The organism is Arthrobacter gandavensis, from assembly GCF_039528575.1.
Taxonomy (GTDB): domain Bacteria; phylum Actinomycetota; class Actinomycetes; order Actinomycetales; family Micrococcaceae; genus Arthrobacter_B; species Arthrobacter_B citreus_B.
Window position 1 is genome coordinate 440,577 of sequence record NZ_BAAALV010000007.1, and the last position, 23,794, is coordinate 464,370.

The 23,794-nt window shown below is 66.3% G+C and carries 28 protein-coding genes; 17 read left to right on the forward strand and 11 right to left on the reverse strand.

Annotated elements, in window-relative coordinates:
- Positions 1-81: 81 nt before the first annotated feature.
- The 7 genes from ABFX29_RS15525 to ABFX29_RS15555 all read left to right on the forward strand — a co-directional run bounded on the left by ABFX29_RS15525 (position 82) and on the right by ABFX29_RS15555 (position 5,645).
- Positions 82-1,182: a histidinol-phosphate transaminase gene (locus ABFX29_RS15525; RefSeq protein WP_152228454.1), complete on the forward strand. Its 1,101-nt coding sequence runs from the start codon at positions 82-84 to the stop codon at positions 1,180-1,182.
- Positions 1,183-1,268: 86 nt separating this feature from the next.
- On the forward strand, positions 1,269-1,886 hold the full coding sequence (gene hisB, locus ABFX29_RS15530; protein ID WP_152228453.1) for an imidazoleglycerol-phosphate dehydratase HisB: 618 nt from the start codon (positions 1,269-1,271) through the stop codon (positions 1,884-1,886).
- A complete protein-coding gene (gene hisH / locus ABFX29_RS15535; protein ID WP_152228452.1) occupies positions 1,883-2,518 on the forward strand; it encodes an imidazole glycerol phosphate synthase subunit HisH in 636 nt (211 codons plus the stop codon). Before hisB ends, hisH begins: the two co-directional genes overlap by 4 nt.
- Positions 2,519-2,539: 21 nt before the next feature.
- On the forward strand, positions 2,540-2,677 hold the full coding sequence (locus tag ABFX29_RS15540) for a hypothetical protein (RefSeq protein ID WP_170287766.1): 138 nt from the start codon (positions 2,540-2,542) through the stop codon (positions 2,675-2,677).
- A gap of 27 nt (positions 2,678-2,704) precedes the next feature.
- Positions 2,705-3,454, forward strand: coding sequence for a bifunctional 1-(5-phosphoribosyl)-5-((5-phosphoribosylamino)methylideneamino)imidazole-4-carboxamide isomerase/phosphoribosylanthranilate isomerase PriA (gene priA, locus ABFX29_RS15545; RefSeq protein WP_152228451.1), 750 nt, complete (start codon positions 2,705-2,707; stop codon positions 3,452-3,454).
- Between the two features lie 5 nt (positions 3,455-3,459).
- Positions 3,460-4,308: an SseB family protein gene (locus tag ABFX29_RS15550; RefSeq protein ID WP_152228450.1), complete on the forward strand. Its 849-nt coding sequence runs from the start codon at positions 3,460-3,462 to the stop codon at positions 4,306-4,308.
- 29 nt (positions 4,309-4,337) lie between these two features.
- Positions 4,338-5,645, forward strand: coding sequence for an MFS transporter (locus ABFX29_RS15555; RefSeq protein WP_152228449.1), 1,308 nt, complete (start codon positions 4,338-4,340; stop codon positions 5,643-5,645).
- A gap of 52 nt (positions 5,646-5,697) precedes the next feature.
- Here the strand turns inward: ABFX29_RS15555 and ABFX29_RS15560 are convergent, their stop codons facing one another.
- Positions 5,698-6,123: a DUF1844 domain-containing protein gene (locus ABFX29_RS15560; protein WP_152228448.1), complete on the reverse strand. Its 426-nt coding sequence runs from the start codon at positions 6,121-6,123 to the stop codon at positions 5,698-5,700.
- Positions 6,124-6,495: 372 nt separating this feature from the next.
- On the opposite strand from ABFX29_RS15560, the gene infC reads away from it, so the two are divergent.
- From infC to ABFX29_RS15580, 4 genes are all read left to right on the forward strand, one after another.
- Positions 6,496-7,482 (forward strand): translation initiation factor IF-3, encoded by a 987-nt coding sequence (gene infC / locus ABFX29_RS15565; protein WP_246167541.1) that lies wholly within the window; start codon positions 6,496-6,498, stop codon positions 7,480-7,482.
- A gap of 103 nt (positions 7,483-7,585) precedes the next feature.
- Entirely contained in the window at positions 7,586-7,780 is a 195-nt protein-coding gene (gene rpmI, locus ABFX29_RS15570; RefSeq protein ID WP_055240480.1) for a 50S ribosomal protein L35, read from the forward strand.
- A gap of 117 nt (positions 7,781-7,897) precedes the next feature.
- On the forward strand, positions 7,898-8,557 hold the full coding sequence (gene rplT, locus ABFX29_RS15575; protein WP_152228446.1) for a 50S ribosomal protein L20, sunset domain variant: 660 nt from the start codon (positions 7,898-7,900) through the stop codon (positions 8,555-8,557).
- 18 nt (positions 8,558-8,575) lie between these two features.
- Positions 8,576-9,475: a TrmH family RNA methyltransferase gene (locus ABFX29_RS15580; protein ID WP_152228445.1), complete on the forward strand. Its 900-nt coding sequence runs from the start codon at positions 8,576-8,578 to the stop codon at positions 9,473-9,475.
- 13 nt (positions 9,476-9,488) lie between these two features.
- On the opposite strand, the gene ABFX29_RS15585 is transcribed toward ABFX29_RS15580, so the two are convergent.
- Entirely contained in the window at positions 9,489-10,721 is a 1,233-nt protein-coding gene (locus ABFX29_RS15585) for an MFS transporter (protein ID WP_152228444.1), read from the reverse strand.
- A gap of 171 nt (positions 10,722-10,892) precedes the next feature.
- On the opposite strand from ABFX29_RS15585, the gene ABFX29_RS15590 reads away from it, so the two are divergent.
- Complete coding sequence (locus tag ABFX29_RS15590; RefSeq protein ID WP_211372393.1) at positions 10,893-11,342, forward strand: (deoxy)nucleoside triphosphate pyrophosphohydrolase; 450 nt, start codon at positions 10,893-10,895, stop codon at positions 11,340-11,342.
- A 44-nt stretch (positions 11,343-11,386) separates the two neighbouring features.
- Here the strand turns inward: ABFX29_RS15590 and ABFX29_RS15595 are convergent, their stop codons facing one another.
- The 4 genes from ABFX29_RS15595 to ABFX29_RS15610 all read right to left on the reverse strand — a co-directional run bounded on the left by ABFX29_RS15595 (position 11,387) and on the right by ABFX29_RS15610 (position 13,833).
- Complete coding sequence (locus tag ABFX29_RS15595) at positions 11,387-11,875, reverse strand: SRPBCC family protein (protein WP_152228443.1); 489 nt, start codon at positions 11,873-11,875, stop codon at positions 11,387-11,389.
- Positions 11,876-11,887: 12 nt separating this feature from the next.
- A complete protein-coding gene (locus ABFX29_RS15600; protein WP_152228442.1) occupies positions 11,888-12,241 on the reverse strand; it encodes an ArsR/SmtB family transcription factor in 354 nt (117 codons plus the stop codon).
- Positions 12,242-12,292: 51 nt separating this feature from the next.
- A complete protein-coding gene (locus ABFX29_RS15605) occupies positions 12,293-13,324 on the reverse strand; it encodes an Rv2578c family radical SAM protein (protein WP_152228441.1) in 1,032 nt (343 codons plus the stop codon).
- Between the two features lie 71 nt (positions 13,325-13,395).
- Positions 13,396-13,833, reverse strand: a complete 438-nt coding sequence (locus ABFX29_RS15610; RefSeq protein ID WP_246167539.1) for a hypothetical protein — start codon at positions 13,831-13,833, stop codon at positions 13,396-13,398.
- A 194-nt stretch (positions 13,834-14,027) separates the two neighbouring features.
- Here ABFX29_RS15610 and pheS point away from each other — a divergent pair, with 194 nt between their 5' ends.
- The 3 genes from pheS (at position 14,028) to ABFX29_RS15625 (ending at position 18,345) form a co-directional block, all read left to right on the forward strand.
- Positions 14,028-15,104 carry a phenylalanine--tRNA ligase subunit alpha gene (gene pheS, locus ABFX29_RS15615; RefSeq protein ID WP_152228440.1) on the forward strand — a complete coding sequence of 359 codons (1,077 nt, stop codon included), beginning with the start codon at positions 14,028-14,030 and terminating at the stop codon, positions 15,102-15,104.
- Entirely contained in the window at positions 15,105-17,648 is a 2,544-nt protein-coding gene (pheT, locus tag ABFX29_RS15620; protein WP_152228439.1) for a phenylalanine--tRNA ligase subunit beta, read from the forward strand. It abuts the gene before it with no gap.
- A 76-nt stretch (positions 17,649-17,724) separates the two neighbouring features.
- Complete coding sequence (locus ABFX29_RS15625; protein ID WP_246167537.1) at positions 17,725-18,345, forward strand: HAD family hydrolase; 621 nt, start codon at positions 17,725-17,727, stop codon at positions 18,343-18,345.
- On the opposite strand, the gene ABFX29_RS15630 is transcribed toward ABFX29_RS15625, so the two are convergent.
- From ABFX29_RS15630 to ABFX29_RS15650, 5 genes are all read right to left on the reverse strand, one after another.
- Positions 18,342-18,674, reverse strand: coding sequence for a TfoX/Sxy family protein (locus ABFX29_RS15630; protein ID WP_152228438.1), 333 nt, complete (start codon positions 18,672-18,674; stop codon positions 18,342-18,344). The two genes, ABFX29_RS15625 and ABFX29_RS15630, sit on opposite strands and share 4 nt — an antisense overlap.
- A gap of 14 nt (positions 18,675-18,688) precedes the next feature.
- Positions 18,689-19,105 (reverse strand): hypothetical protein, encoded by a 417-nt coding sequence (locus ABFX29_RS15635; RefSeq protein ID WP_152228437.1) that lies wholly within the window; start codon positions 19,103-19,105, stop codon positions 18,689-18,691.
- A gap of 275 nt (positions 19,106-19,380) precedes the next feature.
- Positions 19,381-19,629 (reverse strand): helix-turn-helix domain-containing protein, encoded by a 249-nt coding sequence (locus ABFX29_RS15640; protein ID WP_152228436.1) that lies wholly within the window; start codon positions 19,627-19,629, stop codon positions 19,381-19,383.
- Positions 19,622-20,245, reverse strand: a complete 624-nt coding sequence (locus ABFX29_RS15645) for a DUF2975 domain-containing protein (RefSeq protein ID WP_152228435.1) — start codon at positions 20,243-20,245, stop codon at positions 19,622-19,624. The genes ABFX29_RS15640 and ABFX29_RS15645 overlap by 8 nt, the downstream gene beginning before the upstream one ends.
- 222 nt (positions 20,246-20,467) lie before the next feature.
- The gene (locus tag ABFX29_RS15650; RefSeq protein WP_152228434.1) at positions 20,468-21,433 is read right to left on the reverse strand and encodes a quinone oxidoreductase family protein; all 966 of its coding nucleotides are present in this window, start codon (positions 21,431-21,433) and stop codon (positions 20,468-20,470) included.
- Between the two features lie 158 nt (positions 21,434-21,591).
- Here ABFX29_RS15650 and argC point away from each other — a divergent pair, with 158 nt between their 5' ends.
- Together argC and argJ are read left to right on the forward strand one after the other, a co-directional pair.
- Positions 21,592-22,623 (forward strand): N-acetyl-gamma-glutamyl-phosphate reductase, encoded by a 1,032-nt coding sequence (gene argC, locus ABFX29_RS15655; RefSeq protein WP_152228433.1) that lies wholly within the window; start codon positions 21,592-21,594, stop codon positions 22,621-22,623.
- Positions 22,623-23,792 carry a bifunctional glutamate N-acetyltransferase/amino-acid acetyltransferase ArgJ gene (gene argJ / locus ABFX29_RS15660; RefSeq protein WP_152228432.1) on the forward strand — a complete coding sequence of 390 codons (1,170 nt, stop codon included), beginning with the start codon at positions 22,623-22,625 and terminating at the stop codon, positions 23,790-23,792. The genes argC and argJ overlap by 1 nt, the downstream gene beginning before the upstream one ends.
- The last annotated feature ends 2 nt before the right edge of the window (positions 23,793-23,794 follow it).

The window sequence follows — 23,794 nt, forward strand, 5'->3', positions numbered from 1 at the left end:
CCTGCGTGCGGCAACTCCGGGCTGCCCGTCACCTTTACGCAGGATTCTGCGGCGCGGCGGGCAGCGCCTTAAGCTGTACAGGTGAACGAACAGCTGGAAAAACTCAACCGCCTTCCCCTGCGAGACGACCTGAGGGGCCAGACCCCGTACGGAGCTCCGCAGCTGGAAGTGCCCATCCTGCTGAACGTCAACGAGAACACCCACGGACTGCCGCAGGAAGTCGCGGACGCCATTGCGGAGTCGGTGCGCCAGGCCGTTACCGGCCTGAACCGCTACCCGGACCGGGAATTCACCGAACTGCGTGAACGCCTGGCCTCCTACCTTGGACACGGACTGTCACCCGAAAACATCTGGGCCGGAAACGGCTCCAACGAGGTTCTGCAGCACATCCTGCAGGCCTTCGGCGGTCCGGGCAGGACCGCCATGAGTTTTCCTCCCACGTACTCCATGTACCCGCTGCTCTCGAGCGGAACCGGCACCGAATACATCACCGGCACCCGCGCCGCGGACTTTACGCTCAGCGCCGCATCGGCTGCCGAACAGGTGCGGGATGCGAAACCGAACATCGTTTTCCTGTGCACCCCCAACAACCCCACGGGCACGGCCCTGGGGCTGGACGTTGTGGAAGCCGTCTACGAGGCAGGCGCTGCCAGCAACGCCATCGTGATTGTGGATGAGGCCTACGCCGAGTTCTCCCACGCGGGCACTCCGAGTGCCCTGTCCCTGCTGCCCGGCCGTGAACGGCTGATCGTCTCCCGGACCATGAGCAAGGCCTTCGCCCTGGCCGGTGCCCGGCTTGGGTACATGGCCGCGGCACCGGAGGTCGCAGACGCCCTGCGCCTGGTCCGTCTGCCGTACCATCTCTCAGCCGTCACGCAGGCTACTGCCAATGCTGCCCTGGCCCACGCGGATGCGCTGCTGGCCAACGTGGAGGACATCAAGGGCCAGCGCGACCGGATCGTGTCCGAGCTGACCGAAATGGGCCTGCAGCCAGCCGAGTCGGATGCCAACTTCGTGCTCTTTGGCGGACTCGAAAACCCGCGGAAAACCTGGCAGGGTCTCCTGGATGCCGGCGTGCTGATCCGCGACGTCGGAATTCCGGGGCATCTGCGCGTAACGGCAGGCACGGAGGCTGAAACCACCGCCTTCCTCACCCGGCTGCGCGAGCTGCTCTCGGCTTAGCGCATCTGCCGCAAACCCGCGCGCCGCCTGCGGTGCGCAAACACTAGACTGGTAACCAGAGTCCCCTTCTTCCTAAGGAACCTTTTATGACCGTGGAGACCACCACCGGCCGTACGGCCCGCCTCGAGCGGACCACCAGCGAATCATCCGTCCTCGTGGAGCTGGATCTGGACGGCACCGGGCGCTCGGATATCAGCACCTCCGTGCCGTTCTACGACCACATGCTCACCGCCCTGGCGAAGCACTCGCTGATCGACCTCACAGTCAAGGCCACGGGAGACACCCACATCGACGTCCACCACACCGTGGAGGACGTTGCCATCAGCATTGGTGAAGCCCTGAAGACTGCCTTGGGCTCCAAGGCAGGTATCCGCCGTTTCGGGGAAGCTACCGTTCCGCTGGATGAAGCCCTGGCCAACGCGGTCGTGGACATCTCCGGCCGCCCTTACCTGGTCCACTCCGGCGAGCCTGCCGGGCAGGAGTACCACCTGATCGGCGGACACTTCACCGGGTCGCTGACCCGCCACGTCTTCGAAGCCATCACCCTGCACGCACAGATCTGCCTGCACATGAACGTGCTCGGCGGCAGGGACCCGCACCACATCGTGGAAGCGCAGTTCAAGGCCTTCGCGCGCGCTCTGCGTGCCGCCGTGGAACCGGATCCCCGCGTAGAGGGCATTCCTTCCACGAAGGGCGCCCTGTGAGCCGGAATGTCACCGTCCTGGACTACGGTTCCGGCAATATCCACTCAGCCGTGCGTGCGCTGGAACGGGTGGGCGCCAACGTCACCCTGAGCTCCAAGTCCTCGGACGTCCTGGACGCGGACGGCCTGGTAGTTCCCGGTGTTGGTGCCTTCGCCGCAGTGATGCAGGGGCTCAAGGACGTTGACGCCCTACGGATGATCGGACGCCGCGTGGCCGGCGGCCGTCCAGTGCTGGGCATCTGCGTGGGCCTGCAGGTCCTCTTCGAGGAAGGCGTGGAGCACGGCGTCCGTACCCAGGGCATGGGCGAATGGCCCGGCGTGGTGGAGCGGCTGGCAGCGGACGTCGTTCCGCACATGGGCTGGAACACCGTTGAAGCCCCCGCCGGGTCCCGCCTCTTCGCAGGCATTGAAGACGAACGGTTCTACTTCGTGCACAGCTACGGCGTGCAGAAGTGGGACTTCGACGTCACGCAGCCTGCCATGCGCCCGCCCCTGGTGACCTGGGCCAACCACGGCGGCCCGTTCGTTGCCGCAGTGGAAAACGGTCCGCTCAGCGCCACCCAGTTCCATCCGGAGAAGTCCGGGGACGCCGGAGCAGCCCTGCTTGAAAACTGGCTGAAGGGCCTGGGCTGAGCTATGTGGAGTGTTGTCCTTATGGGTCTTGCCGGCCTGCTGATCGGCGGAGCCATTTCCTTCCGGCGGCAGGGAATGCCGCGCTTTGTCTCGATCAGTTTCTGGGTCCTGGCGGGAATGTCCCTGCTCGGCGCCTACGTCCTTACTCTCGGCCTCTGAGCCGGCACCATCACTGAAAGCAGGACCATGTCCCTCACCGAAACACCCATTCTTGAACTGCTCCCTGCCGTGGACGTCGCTGACGGCCAGGCCGTCCGCCTGGTCCAGGGCGAAGCAGGTTCGGAGACCAGCTACGGCGACCCGCTTGAGGCTGCCATGGCCTGGCAGAACGACGGCGCCGAGTGGGTGCACCTGGTGGACCTGGACGCAGCTTTCGGCCGGGGCAGCAACCTGCCGCTGCTCAAGCGCGTGGTGGAAGAGCTTTCCATCAAGGTGGAGCTCTCCGGCGGCATCCGCGATGACGCCTCGCTGGAAAAGGCGCTGGAGCTTGGTGCCCGCCGGGTGAACCTGGGCACTGCCGCCCTGGAAAACCCGGAATGGACCGCCAGTGCGATCGCCCGCTACGGCGACGCGATCGCCGTCGGGCTGGATGTCCGCGGCACCACGCTGGCTGCCCGCGGCTGGACCAAGGAAGGAGGGGACCTCTGGGAGGTCCTCGCCCGCCTCGAAGACGCCGGCTGCCCGCGCTACGTCGTCACCGACGTGACCAAGGACGGAACCCTCCGCGGCCCGAACGTTGACCTGCTGCGCGACGTGCTGGCACGCACCGACCGTCCGGTAGTCGCCTCCGGCGGCATCTCCAGCCTGGATGACCTGGCCGCCCTGCGTAAACTGGTTCCCCTGGGACTGGAAGGCACCATCGTGGGCAAGGCACTGTACGCCGGTGCGTTCACGCTGCCGCAGGCTTTCGACGTCGCCGGCCACCCGGAGCGCTAGCACCCGTGGCCAAGCGCGAACTGCCCGGACACATTGCCGCGGCCCTCGCTGCGGCCGGGGGACCGGCGGATTCCGCCGGTGTTCCCTGGGCCGGGCGCAGCCTCGAGGGTGAAGGCAATCCGCTGCACCAGTTCGACAAGGACGACGGCCAGCCTGACGCCGGATATACGGCTGCTGTCCAGGCCCTCGTGGCCGGGACCGGGACCGAGGCCGGCGTGGTTGAATCGCTGGCCACGGCGCGGGTCTACGTGGCGATCGTCGCAACGCTCGGGGAGGAAGCCTCCTCGGAACACGGACTGACCGCGGACAAGGAAGCCGACCTTGCCCTGGTGACGCTCACCGCGCCCGACGGGCGCAAGGCGCTTCCTGTCTTCTCCTCGGTCGACGCTCTTTCGCGCTGGCATCCCCAGGCCCGTCCGGTGGCCGTCTATGCTCCGCGGGCGGCGCTGTCCGCAGTGTCTGAAGAGGCCCAGCTGCTGGTCATCGACCCTGGAAGCGATGTGACGTTCGTGGTACGCCGTCCGGCTATGTGGGCACTGGCCCAGCAGCGCGAATGGGTGCCTTCCTATGAGGACAGCGGGCTGGCTGGGATCGTTGCCGAAGCCGCCGGCCAGGAATCGGCGGTACGCCAGGTGCGCCTCACCGCAGGCGGTGGCGTAGCCTCCCGGACGGCAGGAGGTACGCTGGTTTCCGGCGGGGGCGCCGGGCCGGAACTGAGGGTAATCCTCCAGCTGGCACCAGGACTTGACGCGGCGGGCGTCCAGTCCCTCGCAGCAGCGCTGCAGCAGCGCCTTGCCGGCCATCCTGAATTCGTTGAGCGTGTTGATTCCCTGGAACTGAAAATCACGCGCTGACCGGCCCGAGCGGCCAGAAGAGAAGTGCAGTGAACTTTAGTGTCTACCGGGACCTGCTTTCCATCGTCCCGGTCCGGCGTGTGCTCCTGGTGGGCATGCTGGCCCGTTTCCCCCATGCTGCCGCAGGCGTGCTCCTGACCCTCCATGTGGTGCTCACCCTGGACAAGGGGTACGCCGCGGCCGGAGTCGTTGCCGCCCTGGTGACCATCGGCATCGCCGTCGGCGCCCCGTGGCGGGGCCGCCGGGTGGATAACGTGGGGCTGCGCAAGGCGCTGATCCCCTCGGTGATCTCCGAAGCGGTGATCTGGTCCGTGGCACCCCACGTGAGCTACGAATGGCTGCTGGTGCTGGCCCTGATCGGCGGGCTGTTCACGCTGCCCGTCTTCAGCGTTGTGCGCCAGTCCCTCGGTGTCCTGGCCAAGGGGGACAAGCGGCGGACCGCTTTCACCCTCGACTCGATCGGCACCGAGGTTGTCTTTATGGGCGGACCTGCAGTGGGTGCCGTCCTCGCCACTTCCGTCTCCACCGCCGTCGGGCTGACCCTGGTGGGTATCTGCACTGCCGGCGCCGGTCTTTTCCTTATGTGGTTCAATCCGCCCACCAGGTCTGAATCGGTTGAGGCCACAGAGCACGACGTCGAAGCGGCCACAGCCGCGGTGGTTTCCTCGGCGCCGGCCCACCTGGGCGAACCTGCCGCCGAACTTACCGAAGCGGCCGCAGCCGCAGCGGAAGCAGACGGCCAGCGCGGGGGGCTGCTTGCCCGGGCGGGGGCCGGCTTCTCCTGGCTGACGCTCAGCGTTGCAGTGGTGTTCGTGGTGGCGGCCGGTGCGGGCCTGCTGCTGGCCAGCAGCGACGTCGGCATTGTGGCCCTGGTGGAAGCCTCCGGCAACCCGGGCCAGCTGGGCATCGTCTTCGCTGCCTGGTGCTTCGCCTCGCTGGTGGGCGGCCTGATTTACGGTGCCATGAAGCGGCGGATTTCGCCCATGCTGCTGCTGCTGGCCATGGCAGTGCTCACCCTGCCGATGTCCCTGGCAACCGACACACTGTCCCTGGCACTGCTCTCAATTCCCGGCGGCCTGCTGTGCGCACCCGTCCTTTCAGCCGCGTCCGAAAGGGTTGCTGACCTAGTGCCCGAAGAGCGCAGGGGAGAAGCCATGGGCTGGTACGGTTCCGCGCTGACCACAGGCACCGCGATCGGTGCACCACTGGCCGGAATGGCGATCGACGTCGTCGGACCCTGGGCGGGCTTCGCCTTCGCGGGCACGGCCGCCGCGCTTATGGTGCTGATTACCCTGGGCGCCCGCGCCGTGGTGAATGCCCGGCGCACCTTGGTCTAGGCACAGCAAAGGCCCGAAGGGAGATCCTTCGGGCCTTTGCTGTGTGCGGAACCTAGTTGACGGGGCCGGTGAACTTCTCGCCGGGGCCCTGTCCGGGGGCATCAGGAACTGAGGATGCTTCGCGGAAGGCCAGCTGGAGGGAACGCAGTCCGTCACGCAACGGACCGGCGTGCTGGCTGCCGATCTCCGGGGCAGCAGCGGTGACGAAGCCGGCCAGCGCGGTGATCAGCTTGCGGGCCTCGTCCAGGTCCTTGAGGTCTTCTGCATCCGCGCCTTCGGCAAGTCCGCACTTCACGGCGGCGGCGCTCATCAGGTGAACTGCCGCGGTGGTGATAACTTCAACCGCCGGAACTTCGGCGATGTCGCGGACCTGTGCCGAAACGGGGCTCTCGGAATGGGTGTGGGTTTCTTCTTCGGAGGTTCCGGGGAAGGAATGGCGGGCAGAATCGCCAGCCGGATTGCTCTGTGGGGTACTCATACTGGTAAGCTTGTCACAGACCGACCGGTAGACGTTATTTGCAGCAGCTCACCGACATGATGAAAATCAGTGGGCTGCTGTTGCAGGTAACGGGACCGGTATGCAAGCGGAGACTCTCCCACCCGCGTCAGCCTGATTAATCCAGCCTCACCGCCGGATCAGAGTTGCCGGGTTCTGGTCGGCCCTTCCAGGGCGGCATCTTCGGATGATTCCCGGAAGCGCGCTGTCAAACAGCGCCGGCCGATCCTCGAGGCCTCCGATTGCGCGTGCAATTGGGGGCCTTCTTCAGTTGCAGGCGGTAGCCGTTTTGAGTCAAACAGGAGCTGCAACATTAGCGAGCCAAGAATCAATGATCGGATCCGTGTCCCTGAGGTGCGGTTGGTAGGACCGGCTGGGGAACAGGTAGGTGTGGTCCGGATCGAGGACGCCCTTCGTCTGGCAGCGGAGTCCGACCTGGATCTTGTAGAGGTAGCACCTCAGGCGAAGCCTCCGGTGTGCAAACTAATGGACTTCGGCAAGTACAAGTACGAAGCCGCAGTCAAGGCCCGTGAGGCACGCAAGAACCAGACCAATACGGTCCTGAAGGAAATCCGTTTCCGCCTCAAGATCGACACCCACGACTACGAGACCAAGCGCGGGCACGCCCTTCGCTTCCTCGCCGCGGGTGACAAGGTCAAGGCCATGATCCAGTTCCGCGGACGTGAGCAGCAGCGCCCTGAGATGGGCATCCGCCTGCTGCAGAAGTTCGCTGAGGACGTCGCTGAGGTGGGTGTGGTTGAGTCCAGCCCCCGCATCGACGGCCGGAACATGGTCATGGTGATCGGCCCCCTCAAGAACAAGGCAGAAGCTAAGGCCGAAGCCCGCCGCGCCTCCCAGCGCGCCGAGGCAAAGGCTGCAAACGAAGCCGCCAAGAAGGGTGAAGCCCCGGCACGGGTCGACACCAGTGCCGACAAGGCGCCCATGACGCAGAGCCTGGCAGATCTCCTGCCGGACGGCCTGCGCCTTGGTTCTTCCGCAGCAGAAGCCGACAAGGCCCGTGCTGAGCAGGAACAGGCCGAAAAGGCAAAGGCAGCGCAGGCCGCCAAGGCCGCGGCGGACAAGGCTGCTGCCGATGCCCGCCGTGCGGAGGAAGCAGCCAAGGCTGCTGCCGCCAAGCCGGCCACGAAGCCTGCTGCGGCACCTGCCGCTGCAAAGCCGGCCGAAGCGCCCAAGCCCATGGCAGTGCCCAAGCCGACGGCCGTCAAGCCGGCCGCGCCGAAGCCCGCTGCCCGGCCGAAGCCGGCCGCCGCGCCCAAGCCTGCTGGCAAGGCACCCTCTTCGGGAGCCTCGAGCCAGAAGAAGCCTGGCACTGCGGAGTAAGCACCGCTAGAACGCCCAGGCGTCCCTAGGAAACCCCGGCACCGTTACAGGTGCCCATATCCCCGCGGGTTCGTACCGCGGAAACCAAAGGAGATCGGTTCCCATGCCGAAGATGAAGACCCACAGTGGCGCCAAGAAGCGCTTCAAGCTGACCGGTACCGGCAAGCTCAAGCGCCAGCAGGCGAACCGCCGCCACTACCTGGAGCACAAGTCCTCCCGCCTGACCCGCCGTCTCGCCGGTGACAAGATCGTCACCCCGGGCGAGGCCAAGGTCATCAAGAAGATGCTCGGCAAGTAACCATCTTCCCCAGCGGTTCTGAGAAGGACTGCTCCATATATCAACTAACTTTCCCGCGGCCCGTCAGGGGCCGCAGCACAGGTAGTGTGCGCGGGACTATTTCTAAGGAGTACGCACGTGGCACGTGTGAAGCGGGCGATTAACGCCCATAAGAAGCGTCGGGTAATCCTCGAGCGCGCCAAGGGCTACCGCGGACAGCGTTCGCGTCTGGTCCGCAAGGCCAAAGAGCAGCTGCTGCACTCGTACGTGTACAGCTACGGTGACCGCCGCAAGCGCAAGGGCGACTTCCGCCGCCTGTGGATCCAGCGCATCAACGCTGCATCCCGCGCCAATGGCCTCACCTACAACCGTCTGATCCAGGGCCTGAAGGCTGCTGAGATCGAGGTTGACCGCCGCATGCTGGCCGAGCTGGCCGTGAACGACGCCAACGCGTTCGCCACCCTGGTTCAGGTTGCCAAGGACGCACTGCCGTCCGACACTTCCGCTCCGGCCGCTGCTGCTGCAGCTCCGGCTGCCAAGAAGGCTCCCGCCAAGGCTGCTGCGAAGGCTGCCCCGGCTGCCACCGCCACCGTTGCTGACGGCGGCTTCAAGGCCTCCGAAGGCGAAGCTCCCGAGGGCTACGTCATCAAGGGTGCAGCAACCGGCAAGTACCACGTCCCGGGTTCCACCTGGTACGAGCAGACTGAAGCTGAGTACTGGTTCAACTCCGTGGAAGCAGCCAAGGCTGCCGGCCTGGAGCCTGCTGGCGGCGAAGCCCGCCAGAAGTTCCAGGGCTAATTTCGGTACCTGCTGAACATGCATGACGCCGGACGCTCCGCCGCGCCGCTGATGTCCAACCCCCGAGCTGATCGGGTGAAGGAAGCAGCGAAGCTGGCGGGGCGTTCGGCTCGTTTAAAGACCGGCCGTTTCCTGGCCGAAGGCCCGCAGGCCGTCCGTGAGGCCCTGATTGCGCACCGCGCCGCGCTGGCGGAAGGCCGCCCCGGCGTCGTCGTCGAGGCGTATGCCACCCAGGCATGCCTGGACCGGCTGCCCGAATTGGCCGAATTGGCGGATCAGGCCACCCTGCGCCTGGCCACGGACGAAGTCCTGGCAGCCATGGCAGACACGGTATCGCCGCAGGGAATTGTGGCGGTGTGCCGCATCCAGTCGCCGTCGCTCGAGGAGGTGCTGGCCGCGCGCCCGAAGCTCCTTGCCGTGATGTGCGAAGTGCGGGACCCCGGCAACGCCGGAACGATCCTGCGCGCGGCCGACTCTGCCGGAGCGGACGCCGTGATCCTCACTGCCTCCAGCGTGGACATCCACAATCCCAAGGCCGTGCGCTCCACGGTCGGCTCGCTGTTCCATCTTCCGGTGGTCTCCGGGGTGGACTTTGCTGAACTTTCTTCCCGGCTGCATGACGCCGGTATCACGATCCTTGCCGCCGACGGCTACGGCAGCCAGGACCTGGACGCGCTCCAGGACTCCTCGGCCCTGCGCAGGCTGGCACCCGCCGCGGACGCCGCGGATGCCGGCCCTCGGCTTGAAGATCCCTCCGCCTGGCTGTTCGGCAATGAAGCCCAGGGCCTGGCCGAGGACGAACTTGCTGCTGCGGACTACCGTGTGGCCGTCCCTGTCTATGGCCAGGCCGAGAGCCTCAACGTGGGCACGGCCGCGACCGTGTGCCTCTACGCCTCAGCCCGCGCCCAGAACCGCTGAGGCAGCAACAGCCCTAGCGCTGCAGCGCCTCTTCAGCAGCCCCGGCAGCGGATGCGCCCGCGGGACGACGCCGGTCCAGCGCTCCGCTGAGCAGTGCAACTCCCAGCCCCAGCAGAGCCAGGACGGCACCCACGATTGCCGGTGAACGGAAGCCCCAGCCCCAGGCAATCACCAGGCCGCCGGCCATGGCGCCCAGGGCATTGGCCATGTTCAGTGCGGCGTGGTTCAGGGAGGACGCCAGCGATGCCGCTCCGGGGGAGACATCGAGCAGGCGGGTCTGCAGCGCGGGGGTCAGGGCGGAGCCGATGGCACCTACCAGGAAGACCAGGATGATGGCGCCGGCCTTGTACTGCACACCCCAGGCGTAGACGGCCAGGATCACGACGGTACCGGCCAGGACGGCGTAGATGCTGCCCATCACCGAACGGTCGGCAATCCGGCCGCCCACGATGTTGCCCACTACCTGACCCACACCGTAGAGGCCCACGATCAGCGGCAGCACTCCCATGGAGAAACCTGCGACCTCGGTCATGGTAGGGGAGATGTAGGTGTAGACGGCGAAGAATCCGCCAAAGCCGACCGTTCCGACCAACAGTGCCAGCCACATCTGCATCCGGCGCAGGGCGCTGAGCTCGCGGCGGATGCTGGCATCGGGGTGCGCGGCCTGGAAGGGAACGAACCATGCCACCAGGGCGACTGTCAGCAGCGCAATCGCCCCAACAAGGACGAACATCCAGCGCCAGCCGGCCAGCTGCCCCAGCCAGGTGGCGAACGGCACGCCGATCACGTTGGCGATACTCAGTCCAAGCATGACCATGGAGATGGCCCAGCCGCGTTTGGTAGGCGCCACCAGGGAGGCGGCGATGACGGCCGCGACGCCGAAGAAGGCGCCGTGCGGCAGTCCTGAAAGGAAACGGGTGACCAGCAGCCACCCGTAGTCCGGGGCAATGAAGGATGAAAGATTGGCCACGGCGAAGAACGCCATCAGTCCCAGGGCCAGCCACTTGCGCGGCATCTTGGCTCCGGCGGCTGCAAGAAGAGGCGCACCAACAACGACGCCGAGGGCGTAGGCGGAGATGACGTGCCCGCCTTCGGGGACGGAGACACCCAGTTCTGCGACCATTTCCTGGAGCAGTCCCATAATGGCGAACTCGGTGGTGCCGATGGCGAAGCCACCTGCGGCAAGGGCAGTGATGGCCAGGGAAACATTGCGGGTTCTGGGCGTCGCTACGCGCAGGGAAGGCATAAGTGCGGGGGTGCTTTCGGATCAGCGGTTGCCGCGGAGCCGTGAAAAGCACGGTCGCGTCTGGCGGGCCCGGGACCAGCGCGGGAGCAGGGGCTGCCGTTGGCCGGGGGCCAAACGGCCACGATGCCGTTCCTTCCAAGTCTAGGACAGCGGGCACCGTAGACTCGATCTGTGTCGAATTCAGAACTGAAGCAGGTAGTCGGAGCCGCGATCGTGGATAACCTGGGCCAGCCGCGGAGCCTGCTGGCTGCTCGGCGCACGGCCCCGGAAGCCTATGCCGGCATGTGGGAGTTTCCCGGCGGCAAGGTTGAACCGGGGGAGACCTGCGAAGCCGCCCTGCACCGTGAGCTCACCGAAGAACTGGGCATTGAGGTGGTTCTGGGTGCTGAAGTCACCGGACCGCTGGACCAGGGCTGGCCGCTGAACGCCAAAGCCGCGATGCGTGTCTGGCTCGTGGAGGTCTCGGCCGGGAAGCCGCAGCCGCTCGAGGATCACGATGAGCTTCGCTGGGTCCGCTTGGATTCCCCGGAGCTTGCTGACCTGCCCTGGATTCCGGCGGACCTGCCGATCGTCACGGCCGTTCGTGCGGCCGCGGGTCAGCCCCCGGCCGGAATCGCCTAGCCGGGGCCCTGCCGCCGCCGGAGGCGCCGCCACTGGAAGCCGGGTCAGGCGTCCGCGAGGATCGCGTCCATTTGGGACATGGCGCAGGCCACGCCGTCAATGGCGCCCATGGAGATCTGTTCCTCCATCTGCTCCCGGTCCGCAAATGCCGTCACGACTTCAACGACCGTTCCCCCGTCCCGGGCAGCGAAGGTGACGGTGACGTCGGAGATCGGCATGTCGTCCCGGCGGGTGCCGTCCTCCTCGGCAAAGCCGTCGCGGAAGCGCAGCTTCTCCGGGCGTTCGACCGAGATCACCTCCCACCAACCGTGGTACGTTTCGCCGTCCGGTCCGGTCATGAAGTAGGTGACCGTGCCCCCGGGCGTCAGGTCGTGCTGCGGAACCGTGGCGGGGTGCGTTGGCGGACCCCACCACCGCTCGAGCTTCCGCGGGTCGGCCCACAGCTCCCAGACCTGTTCGGGAGCTGCCTCGAACTCCGCGAGGGCGGTGATGGTCAGGGTGTCGTAGTCCTTGTCGATGCTCTTCACGCTCATGACTAATCTCCTCTACCGGGGTCCGTTCCCGGGCGTGTCCTGCCGCAGCAGGTCTGACATCCGGTTCAGCCGGCCTTCCCAGGCCTCAGCCAGCGCGTCCAGCGCGCGGTGTGCCTGGTCGACGGCGTCCGGTGCGGTGCTCACGAGCTGTTCCCTCCCGCGGCGAACCTTGAAGACCAGGCCTGCCGCTTCGAGGACCGCGACGTGCTTCTGCACCGCCGCGAAACTCATGGGATAGGCCTCGGCCAGCCGCGATACCGACAGTTCGCCGGCGGCCGCACGGCGCAGGATGTCCCTGCGTGTGCTGTCCGCCAGGGCATGGAACAGGCGGTTCACGGCTTCGTCTGACAACGCATCTACAACCATTTGGTTGTAACTTAGGACTCGCCGCGGCACCGGTCAAGACCTCCGGGGAAATTAGAAGAGAGTGCCGGCTGCCACGGGCAGGCCGGCCGCCGTCTTCGGGGCGGGCCGGGCTGCACCCCGGGTGGCGAGGAACTGGTTTTTGCCGGCGAAACCGTGCCGCTTCTTGAAGTGCGTGATTCGTCCCGCAAGCCACTGGCGGTATTCCTTCGATGCGTACGTGCCGCCGTCGTACAGCTGGTCGTAGCGTGCCGAAAGCTGAGGATAGTCGCGCGCGAGCCATTCCCGGTACCACTCTCGCGCTCCCGGGCGAAGGTGCAGGGCGCCGGCCGTGACCGACGTGGCGCCGGCGTCCGCCAGTGCGGAAAAGAGTGCGTCCAACGACTCGTCGCCGTCGGTCAGCCACGGCAGGATCGGCATGGCCATCACATTGCAGCCCATGCCGGCATCCCGGATGCGCCGGATCAGGTCCAGCCGGGCTTTGGGGGACGGGGTGCCCGGCTCAACCCGATTGGCCAGCTCCGGATCCAGCAGCGCCAGTGAGATGCCCATGCTGATGCTGGTCTGCTGCGAGGCTTCGGCCAGCAGCGGCAGGTCGCGGGCAAGCAGAGTTCCCTTGGTGAGGATGGAGAAGGGAGTTCCGCTGTCCGCCAGCGCCCGGATGATGTCCGGCATGAGCTTGTAGCGGCCCTCGGCCCGCTGGTACGGGTCGGTGTTGGTACCCATGGCCACGTGTTCGAACTGCCACGACGGCTTTGCGAGCTCCTTTCGTAGGATCTCGCCGGCGTTGGTTTTGACCACCAGCTGGCTGTCGAAGTCCGCGCCGGTGTCCAGATCCAGATAGCTGTGTGTCTTGCGGGCAAAGCAGTACACGCAGGCGTGGCTGCAGCCCCGGTAGGGATTCACCGTCCAGCCGAAGGGCATCGAGGAAGTCTTGGGCACCTTGTTTAGGACGGATTTCGCCAGGACCTCATGGAACGTCACGCCCGCGAACCCCGGTGTCTGCACAGAGCGGACCAGTCCCTGCAGGGGGAGCAGTGCATCTGCGGTCGGCGGTGCTTTTGGTTCCTGTTCCTGCCACCTCATGCGACCAATTAGAACATACGTTCGAATTACCGCCTACCCCTCACCCTCATCGAGATAGCAGAAACTGCACGTTAGGCACCCCTATTCGGGCACTTTCTGCCATCTCGATGAGGGGAAGAAGGAGGGGGTGGGTAACCGCCGTCGGCCAGCCCGGCCAGGATCTCAAAGATGTTCGACGACGCCGGGTCTCCCGTCCGCAGTGTGGAGAACCCGGCTGCGGCGAAGTAAAGCGGCAGGAACGCCAGTCCCAGCACGGCATACTGGCTGCTGTGCCTTGCCTCATGCCGCAGCAGAGCGGATGCGGGTTCGACGGCGAACGCCCCGGATACCCGGGAACGGTAAAGGATCACGTTGCCCAGGGTGAAGGCTGCCGCGCGGGGGAGCGGAAGGCTCCAGCCTCCGGCCAGCAGCAGGCCCCCGGGGCCGCGCCGCACCGGCACCCGGCCCAGTCGGGCAGCCAACAGGCCTGCCGCCGTCGTGCCGTTGACCAGATTCAGTGCGCGGCGCATTGCCTGTCTACGGGACAAACACTGCCTGGCAGGGCTCATGCTGCCCATGGTAAGTGAGCGGGACGGTCTTCACACTGCCGGGGCGGACGGCGTTAGTTGGTTAGACTGGTAGCCGCAGGCTGCGTACCTTTGCCTGCAGCATCCCTTTTGCTTTCACCCACATCAACACGGCCGGAAACAGGTAAGAACGGTACATGTCGAATTCCATACCGGGGACGGACTCCCCAGACAACGCGGCACCCAATCCGCTCGACGAGTCAGCCATCGCGGCTGCCGTTGATTCAGCGCTCGCAGCCATCGCCTCCGCAGCGGACCTGGATGCCCTTAAGGACGTCCGCATCGCCGTCACCGGCGAGAAGTCCCCGCTGTCCCTGGCCAACCGCCAGATCGGCGGACTGCCCAAGGACCAGAAAGCCGCCGCCGGCAAGGTAGTCGGCCCGGCCCGAGGCCGAATCAACCAGGCGCTCGCCGCCCGCACCGTGGAGCTGGAAGCCGAGCGCGACGCCCGGATCCTCGTCGAGGAAGCCGTCGATGTCACCGCAGCTCCCCGCCGCCGCCGCATGGGCGGACGCCACCCGCTCTCCACCCTGCAGGACCGCGTCAGCGACATCTTCGTGGGCATGGGCTGGGAAATCGCGGAGGGCCCCGAGGTCGAATCTGAATGGTTCAACTTCGACGCCCTGAACTTCAAGCCGGACCACCCTGCCCGCGAAATGCAGGACACCTTCTTCGTGGAGCCCCCCGAAGCGCACCTGGTGATGCGCACGCACACCTCCCCGGTGCAGGTCCGTTCAATGCTCGAGCGCGACCTGCCGATCTACGTGCTGTGTCCCGGCAAGGTGTTCCGCACCGATGAACTCGACGCCACGCACACCCCGGTGTTTCACCAGTTCGAGGGCCTCGCGATCGACAAGGGCCTCACCATGGCAGACCTGGTCGGCACCCTGGAGCACTTCACCCGTGTGCTCTTCGGCGACGAAGCCAAGGTACGGCTGCGCCCGAACTACTTCCCGTTCACCGAGCCCAGCGCCGAGCTGGACATCTGGCACCCCGGCGCCAAGGGCGGTCCGCGCTGGATCGAGTGGGGCGGTTGCGGCATGGTCAACCCCAACGTGCTGCGCGCCGCGGGAATCGACCCCGAGGTCTATTCAGGTTTTGCCTTTGGCATGGGCATTGAGCGTGCCCTCATGTTCCGCAACGAAGTATCCGACATGCGGGACATGATCGAAGGCGACGTACGTTTCAGCGAACACTTCGGGATGGAGATCTAAGTGAGAATCCCACTTTCCTGGCTGCGCGAGTACGCCCAGGTGCCGGCGGATGCAACCGCCGAAGACGTGATGGCAGAACTGGTCAAGGTTGGCCTGGAGGAAGAGGACGTCCACCGTCCCACCGACGAACTGCAGGGCCCGATCGTGGTCGGCCAGGTGCTCTCCAAGGAGCCCGAGCCGCAGAAGAACGGCAAGACCATCAACTGGTGCTCCGTCCGGGTGGTGCCGGAGGGCGCTGAGCAGACGCTGACCGGTGACGGCATTGACCCGTCCGGTGTGCAGGGCATCGTCTGCGGCGCGCACAACTTCGAGGTGGGGGACAAGGTTGTTGTCACCCTGCCCGGCGCCGTGCTGCCCGGTGATTTCCGGATCAGCCCGCGCAAGACCTACGGCCACGTTTCCGCCGGCATGATCGCCTCCGTGCGTGAACTCGGCATCGGCGAAGACCACGACGGCATCCTGGTGCTCTCCACCCTGGGTCTTGATCCCGAGGTCGGCACCGACGCGATGGAGCTGCTGGGCCTCTACGACCAGGCGGCGGAAATCAACGTCACCCCGGACCGCGGCTACGTCTTCTCCATCCGCGGCGCTGCCCGCGAGTACGCCCACGCCACCGGCACCAAGTTCACCGACCCCGCGGCCACGGTGGAGGTTCCGGAAGCCGACGGCGCCGGGTACCCGGTGCGCCTGGCCGACGAAGCCCCGATCTACGGCAAGGCCGGCTGCGACCGCTTCGTGGCCCGCACCGTCCGCGGCGTGGACCCCACCCGCCCGACGCCGCCGTGGATGTCCTCACGCCTGCGCCTGGCCGGCATGCGGTCCATCTCGTTGGTCGTGGACATCTCCAACTACGTGATGCTCGAGCTCGGCCAGCCGCTGCACTTCTACGACCTGGACAAGCTCACGGGCGAGATCGTGGTCCGCCGCGCCAACCCGGGCGAGACGCTGAAGACCCTGGATGACAAGGTCCGCACGCTGGACCCCGAGGACCTGCTGATCACTGACGGCTCCGGTGCCATTGGCATCGCCGGCGTGATGGGCGGCAATGCCACCGAGGTCTCCGACGCCACACAGAACGTCCTGATTGAGGCCGCCCACTTCGAGGAAGTCTCGATTGGCCGTTCGCGCCGCCGCCACAAGCTCCCGTCCGAGGCGTCCAAGCGCTTCGAGCGCGGCGTTGACTGGTACGTCGCGGACATCGCTGCCCAGCGCGCCGTCGACCTCCTGGTGGAACTCGCCGGCGGCACCGCCGACGAATCCATCACCGACGCCGGAACCGCACCGGAAACCCGCAGCATCTTCCTGCCGGCGGACTTCCCGGCCAGGCTGATCGGCCTGGAGTTCACCGAGGACCAGATCACCGGCACGCTCACCGATTTGGGCGCAGACGTTGAAAAGGCCGACGGCGGCTTCCGGGTAGTTCCCCCGAGCTGGCGGACCGACCTGGAAACCCGTGAGGACCTCACCGAGGAAATCATCCGGCTGGTGGGCTACGACAAGATTCCCTCCACCCTTCCGGTTGCTCCTCCCGGCCGCGGCCTGACCCGCGTCCAGCAGCAGCGCCGCCGGCTGCAGCAGTCCCTCGCGGCGTCGGGCCTCACCGAAGTGCTGTCCTACCCCTTCGTCACCGAAGCGGACAACAACACCTTCGGCACCCCGGTGGCCGGCGAAGAACGCCCGGCCGTGAAGCTGGCCAACCCGCTCTCCGCCGAGTTCGGCTACCTGCGCACCTCGGTGCTGCCGGGCCTGTTCGACGTCGCCAAGCGGAACCTTTCACGCGGCTTCCGGGACCTGGCGCTCTTCGAATCCGCGCTCGTCTTCCTTCCGGGGGAGCAGAACGGCACGGAGTCGATTCCGCCGCTGGGTGTCAAGCCCTCGGAAGAGGTCCTCGACGGCCTCTATAACGGAATCCCGGACCAGCCGCTGCATATCGGCGTGCTGTTCACCGGCCACGAGTCACCCGCCGGCGCCGGCCACACTCCGCGTGCCTGGGACTGGGCCGACGCCGTCGACACCGCCCGGATCATGGGCGACGTGCTCGGCGTCGAACTGGTCATCAGCCAGGGCGAACACCAGGCTTTCCATCCGGGACGCACCGCCAAGATCTCGCTGCGCAGCGGCGAAACGGTTGGCTACGCGGGCGAACTGCACCCGAAGCTGCTCGCAGCCCGGGATATGCCGGCCCGCACCGTGGCGCTGGAGCTCGATGCCGATGCACTGTTCGATGCTGCTCCGGACGTCATCGTGGCGAAGGAAATCTCCACGTACCCGGCCACCACGCAGGATGTGGCGCTCATTGTGGGCGAAGACATCCCGGCAGAGTCCGTGCTGGAAACCCTGCGTGAAGGTGCCGGCGACCTGCTGGAAGACATCGCGCTGTTCGACGTCTACACCGGCAAGGGCATCGAGCCGGGGCACAAGTCCCTCGCCTTTGCCCTGCGGTTCCGCGCCGATGACCGCACGCTGACCGCCGACGAGGCCTCCGAATCCCGGGCCGCCGCCGTCGCGCTGGCTGCCGAGCGTTTTGGTGCCGTGCAGCGGTAGTTCCACCTGAAAAAGCGCAGATCCCCGCCGGAATCTTCCGGTGGGGCTCTGCGTTTTTTTTGCTAGCTTGTAGGGGGTGAATACTCTTTCCCGCCCCGGCACCTGGTACCTCTTCGACTACGGCATGGTGATCTCTGCCGCGCCGCTCCCGGAAGACTGGGACGCGCTTCGGAACGCCACCGGCATGGATCTGCAGCCCGCGTCGAGTCCTTATTGGGCCACCCGGCTGGAGTACGACGGCGGTGAGCTAAGTCCCGCGGATTACTGGGCTTCGGTCCTCGGCCGGCGTGTGGATGAGAACGAGCTGGCCCGGCTCGAGGAGCTCGACGCCCGACAGTGGTCGCGGCCCAATCCCCGCACCCACCAAGTGCTGGAGTTCTTGGCCGGGGAAGGTGCGCAGCTGGCGCTGCTCTCAAATATGCCCGCGGAGATGTCTTACCGGTACGAGTCGGAGGCGTCCTGGCCGGCGTTCTTTGCTGCCCGCTACTTCAGCGGCCGGCTGGGCATGGTCAAACCGGATGAACGGATCTACCGGCACGTCCTTGACGGCCTGGGTGCAGCCCCCGAAGACGTGGTCTTCATCGACGACAATCCGGCGAATATCGAAGCAGCCAAGGCGTTAGGCATGCAAGTGGTGCTGCACGCGGAGGGCACGGACCTGCGGCAGGAATTTGCTCTGCTCGCCGATCCGGGCTAGCCGCCCCGCGACGTACGCCCCACGGCGAGCCACCAGTCCAGAGCTTCATCGTCCGCGATGATGTCCATGGGAACGTTCATCCATCCTTCGCCCATCGGACGGCCCGCGCCCATGAAGGCAGGCTGGCCGCCGACGGCGAGCAGCTCCCGGTAATCCGCCGGATCCACACAAACCAGCAGGTTCCCGACCCGGCCAGCCGACACCGTCAGACGTCCGTCCACCATAAAAGCCACGCCGCCGAACATGTTTTTCTCCCGGACGTCTTGGTGGGAGGCAAGGCTCGCCCGGATGCGCTGGGCCAGGGTCTCCTGCGCCGGGTCCGACTGCATAATCCTGCCGCCTTTCAGTGAGGACGGTTGCCCACGGGATCTGCCGAACTGGTTTTCCGGTTCGCCACCAGGAGCGGGGCGGTCATTCCCATGCCAATCAGCAGATATCCGATCGCTATCCAACCGTGCCCCGGAATCGAGCTGACGTAAAGAGCTACGGGGACGACGACTACTCCCAGCAACAGCAGAGTTCCCGCCAGGCGCTTGCCTGTTGGTTGGAATGTGCGGAAGGTTTCGTGTCTTGCGGCGGCCCGGCGGTCCCTGATCACCTGGAGGGCAGCGGCGAGCCCGGTGAATAGCAGCATCAGCTGGGCCGCCTGTGCGTCGGGCGGCAGCCCGAGCAGGTTGCCGCTCAGAATGCCGGCAGCGGCGAGTGCGATGCTGACGGCGTCGACCTGCGCGACCCGATCCGGGCCTTGTGCGCTCATCATGGGGTCGAGTCTCGCACAAACGCGCGGCGCCCACAGTGCAGCCGAGGTATCGGACACGGGGCGGGGGATGCGCGGTGATTCTGCTGCCGGTTCAGGAAGATCCGACCGGTTCGCACTTCTGCTGCCGCTTGGATCAGGCAGCAACCCCCAAACCGGCAACAGAACCCGGATCTGCTCCGCTTTGTGCAGATCGCTCCGCGGCATATCGGAGCGATTGCCACAAAGTGGAGCGGAACCGGCAAGCCGGCAGCGGGCCTAGACGCTGACAAACAGTTTCAAGTCCGAGGCTCGATGCTGAAGAGTTCGCCCGGCGTGGTTTCCAGAGCGTCGCAGACGGCTGTCAAGGTGGTGAACCGAACGGCCTTGGCCTTGTTCGTTTTGAGGATGGAAAGGTTTGCCATGGTTATGCCGGTCCGCACTGAAAGCTCAGTCAACGTCATTCCCCGCTGGAGCAGCACCTCATCCAGATGGCACACCACTCGGTGGCCGCTGGCTGGCTCGGCAGCGGATCGAGTGTCAGACAAGTCCGTCCGTCTCTTCCTGCAGCCGTCCGCCTGCCTTGAAAGCGCTGGAGAGCGCCAGGCCAACGACGCCGCTGGTGATCATGAAGTACGGCCACCGGGGAGCGTCGGTGCTGATTGCTGCGTAATCCGCGCCGAGCGGGAAACCTTCGGTGCCGAAATTGCTCGCCACCTCAAAGACGGCCCGGTTTGCCGTAGCGTCGAGCGTGCCGTACAGAAGCCCAGCTCCAATCAGGAGAAAGCTAAGGGCCAGTAGATTCTTCCGTACCCGCGCTGTGAACGGCCGTCCGGCAGAGATTTCCCGCAGGACTCTCGCGATGAGGAACGCGGCCACCAGTGCCATGACAATGTAAAGCAATGCAGGGGTCGCACACAGCACGCGCAGCCACAACGGAATATCCACCAGATAGCCAACTGCACCCTCACGGAGTTCCGCCTGAGTGATTTGGGGGAGCATAACGAGCTGCACCCGCGGATCAGCACCCCCGAAGGCCAACGGAGTCCGGCCGAAGATCGTCACGAATGCCTCCGCAGCACTACCGAGTGCTGCGAGGCAGGCAACGATCCAAACCGAGATCACCGCCAACTGGCCGGACTTCGGTTTTCTGGTGTGCGTCACGTTCGTCATCATTCCCCATATCGATTGTCAATAATATTGATAAACGATATGACGGGTTGGTGCGGATGGCAACACTGTCGAGAGAATCGGGATCGCTCCGGTTTGTGCAGATCGCTCCCGTTTGTGGCGTTCCCTCCGCGGCGTACCGGAGCGTTTGTCACAAAGCGGAGCGAATCCCGAGGCAGCGCCAGGGGAACGGAGACGGCAACAATCGGGCCGGCGCTACGGAACCAGCAGCACCTTGCCGGTCGTCTTCCGGCCTTCGAGGTCCTCATGTGCCTGTGCGGCGTCGGCCAGGGGGTAGGTTGCGCCGATCCGCACGTCCAGGGTTCCGGCCTCCACCATGTCGAACAGTTCGCGGGCACGCCACTGCCGCTCCTCGGCGCTGAGCAGGTAATCCCTTAGCGTCGGCCGGGTCAGATAGAGCGAGCCCAGGGCGTTCAGCCGCTGGATATCGAACGGAGGTACCTGGCCTGAGGCGCCGCCGAACAGCACCATCATGCCGCGCGGACGCAGGCTGGCCAGGGAACCGTCGAACGTAGCCTTCCCGACGCCGTCGAACACGACGTCCACGCCGTGCCCGTCGGTCAGTTCGCGCACCCGGTCGGAGAAGCCGTCGTAGCGCAGCACATGGTCAGCGCCGGCCGCGGACGCCAGCGCTTCCTTCTCATCCGTGGAAACGGTGGTGATCACGGTGGCGCCCTTGGCCTTGAGCAGTTGGGTCAGCAGCAGCCCGACGCCGCCGGCACCGGCATGGGTGAGGACGGTTTCCCCGGCCTGGACGGGGTAGGTGGAGTTGCACAGATAATGCGCCGTGATGCCCTGAAGCGGCAGGGCGGCGGCTACCTCGCTGCTCACGCCCCGGGGCACGGGCAGGGCCTTGGACGCATCCAGCAGCATGTACTCGGAATAGGCTCCGCCGCCCTCTGCGGTCGCAACCCGGTCCCCGTCGCTGAAAGCGGCTACGTCCATCCCTGCCTGGACTATGGTGCCTGCGGCTTCGGAACCTGGAATGAAGGGATAATCCATCTTGTAGACACCGCTGCGCTGGTACGTGTCGATGAAGTTCACGCCCGCGGCAGCCACCTTCACCAGCAGCTCGTTGGGTCCGGGAACGGGAAGGTCCACGTCTTCATAGCGCAGGATTTCGGGTCCGCCCGCTTTGGGGACGACAATGGCCTTATGCATGGAATGCCTCTTCCGGTGGATTGGCGGCTGTAAACAGGTTCGCGAACCTTCGAACCATCGTAGGGCGGGGGCTGCCGGGAGGCACGGATTCTGGCCCACCGGAGTCATATTGCATAGTTATGAAGCCTCATGCATAAAACTGCTGTAGGGTGGATGGCATGACGATTTCCGTAGCTGTATCAGGTGCCAGCGGCTATGCCGGGGGCGAAGTCCTGCGCCTGCTCGCCGGCCACCCCGGCGTCGAAATTGGTGCCATCACCGCCCACAGCAATGCCGGATCGCGGCTCGGTGAACTCCAGCCCCACCTGCATGCACTGGCGGACCGGGTGCTCGTGGACACCACGGTTGAAAACCTGGCCGGCCACGACGTCGTCTTCCTGGCACTGCCGCACGGCGCCAGCGCGGAGATCGCCGCCCAGCTGCCCGAAGACACCCTGGTGATCGACGCCGGAGCGGACCACCGGCTCACCGACCCCGCCGTCTGGGAAAAGTTCTACGGCTCACCGCATGCCGGGTCCTGGCCGTACGGCCTGCCCGAGCTGCCGGGCCACCGCGAGATGATCCGCGGCGCGCGCCGGATCGCTGTTCCCGGCTGCTACCCGACGTCCTCGCTGCTGGCCCTGACTCCCGGGTTTGCTGCCGGCCTGCTGGAGCCCGACGACGTCGTCATCGTGGCCGCGTCCGGCACCTCCGGCGCGGGCAAAGCCGCGAAACCGCACCTCCTTGGCTCTGAAGTGATGGGCGGCATGAGCCCCTATGGTGTGGGCGGCGGCCACCGGCACACCCCCGAAATCGAACAGGGCCTCTCCGCCGCTGCGGGGGAGCAGGTCTCCATTTCCTTCACTCCGACGCTGGCCCCGATGGCCCGGGGAATCCTCACCACCGCCACGGCGAAGGTCCGACCCGGTGTCGACGCCGCCGCCCTGCGCCAGGCGTGGGAAGCGGCTTACGCCGATGAGCCGTTTGTCCGGGTGCTGCCCGAAGGCCAGTGGCCGGCCACCAAGATGGTGGTCGGCTCCAACTACGCCGCCCTGCAGCTCGCCTACGATCCGCACGCCGGCCGCGTGATTGTCTCCGCCGTGATCGACAACCTCACCAAGGGCACCGCCGGCGGCGCTGTCCAGTCCATGAACATCGCCCTGGGCCTCGAAGAGACCACCGGGCTCACCCTGCAGGGAGTAGCACCGTAATGAGCACCAACGCAGCAGCAGGCATCACCGCACCGGCAGGGTTCCGTGCCGCCGGTGTCACCGCAGGCCTGAAGGCTTCCGGCGGACGCGACGTCGCCCTGGTGGTCAACGACGGCCCCGCCAAGGCAGCAGCAGCGGTCTTCACCCGCAACCGGGTCGCGGCAGCCCCGGTGCACTGGTCACGCCAGGCGATTTCCGACGGCAGGGCCGACGCCGTGTTCCTGAACTCCGGCGGCGCCAACGCCTGCACCGGCCCGCAGGGTTTCCAGAACACCCACGCCACCGCAGAGAAGGTTGCCGACCTGCTCGGCATTTCCGCGAACGACGTCCTGGTCTGCTCCACCGGCCTGATCGGCGAGCAGCTGCCCATGGACAAGCTCCTCCCGGGCGCCGAGGCTGCGGTCCGGGCACTGGATTCCGACGGCGGTGCGCTGGCTGCCGAAGCGATCATGACCACGGACACGGTCTCCAAGCAGGCAGTTTTCACCGGAACCGGATACAGCATTGGCGGCATGGCCAAGGGCGCCGGCATGCTGGCACCGGGCCTGGCCACCATGCTGGTGGTCCTGACCACGGATGCGGACCTCGACGCCGCTGCCCTGGATGCGGCGCTGCGCGCCGCCACCGCCGTCACCTTCGACCGCACCGACTCCGACGGCTGCATGTCCACCAACGACACCGTGATCCTTATGGCCTCCGGCGCGTCGGGAACCACCCCGGACACCGAAGAATTCACCCGGGGACTCACCGAGGTGTGCTACTCCCTGGCCCAGCAGCTGATCACCGACGCCGAAGGCGCCAGCCACGACATCGCCATCACCACGCTCAACGCTGCCACGGTGGCCGACGCCGAGAACGCCTCCCGCGCCGTCGCCCGTTCCAACCTCTTCAAGACCGCCATCTTCGGGAATGACCCGAACTGGGGCCGGGTGCTTTCAGCCGTCGGCACCACCGACGCCGCGTTCGAACCTGACCAGATCAATGTCACCATCAACGGCGTGCAGGTCTGCCGGGGCGGAGGCATCGGGGAACCGCGCGACGGTGTGGACCTCACCGGACGGGCCGTCAGCGTTGAAATCGACCTCGCTGCCGGCACCGAGTCCGCGACCATCTGGACGAACGACCTGACCACGGACTACGTCCACGAAAACTCGGCGTACAGCAGCTAGGC